The 2,316-nt window shown below is 70.6% G+C and carries 3 protein-coding genes; 1 reads left to right on the plus strand and 2 read right to left on the minus strand.

What is annotated here, in order from left to right:
• Positions 1 to 36: 36 nt before the first annotated feature.
• Positions 37 to 189 carry a hypothetical protein gene (locus ACFTZL_RS44105; RefSeq protein WP_010047718.1) on the minus strand — a complete coding sequence of 51 codons (153 nt, stop codon included), beginning with the start codon at positions 187 to 189 and terminating at the stop codon, positions 37 to 39.
• 229 nt (positions 190 to 418) lie between these two features.
• Between ACFTZL_RS44105 and ACFTZL_RS44110 the strand changes: the two genes are divergently transcribed.
• Positions 419 to 1,312, plus strand: a complete 894-nt coding sequence (locus ACFTZL_RS44110) for an NYN domain-containing protein (RefSeq protein ID WP_382596051.1) — start codon at positions 419 to 421, stop codon at positions 1,310 to 1,312.
• Between the two features lie 43 nt (positions 1,313 to 1,355).
• Here ACFTZL_RS44110 and ACFTZL_RS44115 read toward each other — a convergent pair whose 3' ends face one another.
• Positions 1,356 to 2,228 carry an alpha/beta fold hydrolase gene (locus tag ACFTZL_RS44115; RefSeq protein WP_382596054.1) on the minus strand — a complete coding sequence of 291 codons (873 nt, stop codon included), beginning with the start codon at positions 2,226 to 2,228 and terminating at the stop codon, positions 1,356 to 1,358.
• Positions 2,229 to 2,316 lie beyond the last annotated feature (88 nt).

A 2,316-nucleotide genomic window follows, 5' to 3' on the forward strand; every position in this document is an offset into this window, starting at 1 on the left:
GGGCGGGGGCTCCGAAGTGTGGGAGAGCTGCGCGCGTTATGAGGCCGTGGTCCCGGCCGGGCGGATCCAGAGGCGCTGCCCGGTGGCGGCGGCCTGCTGAACGATCCGGTTGACGGAGGCGGCGTCCACGACGGTCGTGTCCACGGGCGTGCCGTCGACATCGTCGAGGTGCATGATTTCGAAGCGCAAGGGCTTCTCCCTTCGTCTGGTCATCCTCCTGAGGAGAACTACTTGGTGTGGCGGCCCACGAGGCTTCGGTGCCCGGTGTTCCGTATGAGTCAACAGGACTGCATGGTTCAAACATTCCCTACGCTAAGGAAATTTTTCGACTGTCTAATTACTGAGGCGTAAGAGTGTCGTTACGGGACCGACCGGGACCAGTTGTGTTCGCAGCGTGACCGCCGGGACAATGGAAGCGATGAACGACGACCTCGCGGCCCTGAGCGCCCGCATCGACCGCACCAACGAGCTGCTCCAGCGCATGCTCGCCGAGGTGGCGAAGACACCCTCGACCCATGCGATCTTCGTCGATGCCGGGTACCTCTACGCGGCCGCGGGGCGGCTCGTCGCCGGTACGGAGGACCGCCGCGCCTTCGATCTGGACGCCGAGGGCCTGATCGACGCGCTCATCGACAAGGCCCGCACGATCTTCGCGGACAGCAGGCTGCTGCGGGTCTACTGGTACGACGGCGCCCGCCGCCGCATCCACACGGCGGAGCAGCAGACCATCGCGGAGCTGCCGGACGTGAAGGTGCGCCTCGGCAACCTGAACGCCAACAACCAGCAGAAGGGCGTCGACTCGCTCATCCGCTCCGACCTGGAGTCACTCGCCCGGCACCGTGCCATCAGCGACGCGGCCCTGCTCGGCGGTGACGAGGACCTGGTGTCGGCGGTGGAGGCGGCGCAGGGCTACGGCGCCCGGGTCCATCTGTGGGGCATCGAGGCGCCGGAGGGCCGCAACCAGGCGGAGCCCCTGCTGTGGGAGGTCGACAGCCAGCGCACCCTCGACCTCGACTTCTTCAAGCCGTACGTCTCCCGCCGCACGGCCGCCGCCTACGAGGCGAACGCGGGTCGGCCGACCCGCGAGGACGTGCGGTTCGTGGGGGCCCAGATCGCGGCGAAGTGGCTGGCGGCACGCGGCCGGGACACGCTGGGGGAGCTGCTGCACGGGCATCCCTACCTGCCCGGCTCGGTCGACCAGGACCTGCTCGTGGAGGCGGAGGGCCTGTTGCAGTACTCGCTGCGCGGTCAGGCCGACCTGCGGCGCGCCCTGCGGGACGGCTTCTGGGAGCATCTGCGGGCGCAGTTCTAGACCGGCTGGGTGTGCCGATTCCGGACCGCCCGGGTGCGTCGTACTAGACCGTCCGGACGCTGTCACAGAAGTCGGCGAGGGCGCGGGCCATCGGCAGGGGCCGGTCGGCGTTGGGGGAGTGCTCGGCTCCCGTGATGACCGTGCGGTGCGCGTTCAGCCGCAGGGCCATGTCGTCGAGGATCGCCACCGGCCAGGTGTCGTCGTGCGCGCCCGACAGGACGTGGAACGGCAGCGGTACGGCGGCGAGTTCGGTGACGCGGTCCGGCTCGGTGCACAACTGGCGTCCGGTAGCGCGCAGTTGGGCGGGCTTGTTGCCCATCCAGCGTCGGCGCAACTGCTCCTGGTCGCCGATGCCGCGGGCGGGCCCGCCGACCTCCTCCGGCGGCCCCATGGCCTGGATGGCCACCCACACCTCCTCCATCGACATGACGGCGAGCGCGTCCCGCAGCAGTTTCACTCGCTGCTGCTGGGAGACGGAGATCTCCGCCGGGCCGGACGAGACCAGGGTGAGGGAGAGGAAGGGGGCGTGGTCGAGCAGTACGGCCGCACGGGCGATCTGCCCGCCGAACGAGTGCCCGACGAGGTGCACGGGAACGCCGACGGCCTCGGCCTGCGCGAGCACGTCCCGGGCCAGTTCCCGCTGGGCGTAGGCGGATTCGTCGGCCGCCGGCCCGTCCGACTCGTGCTGCCCCCGTCCGTCCACGGCGACGATGCGGTACCCGCGCTCTCCGAGCGGCTCGTGGAGCAGGCTGAAGTCCTCCTTGCTCCCGGTGAATCCGGGCAGCAGCAGGACAACTCCCCTGATCCGCGCACCCGCCTTCGGCGACGAGTCGACGACGGCGAACTCGCCGCGGGCCGTGCGCAGGGGGTATGCGCGGGCGCCCGGGGGCGGGGTGAAGGTGGCTTGCCTGCTCACGGGGTGAGGGTAGCGGGTGGGGCGCGCTCTCCGGTGGGTGGCTTGCGCACGCGGGAACGCCGACGGCCCGGCCCCACCTGAGTGGGAC

The sequence above is a fragment of the Streptomyces sp. NPDC056948 genome (assembly GCF_042674225.1).
In the GTDB taxonomy this organism is placed as follows: domain Bacteria; phylum Actinomycetota; class Actinomycetes; order Streptomycetales; family Streptomycetaceae; genus Streptomyces; species Streptomyces purpurascens.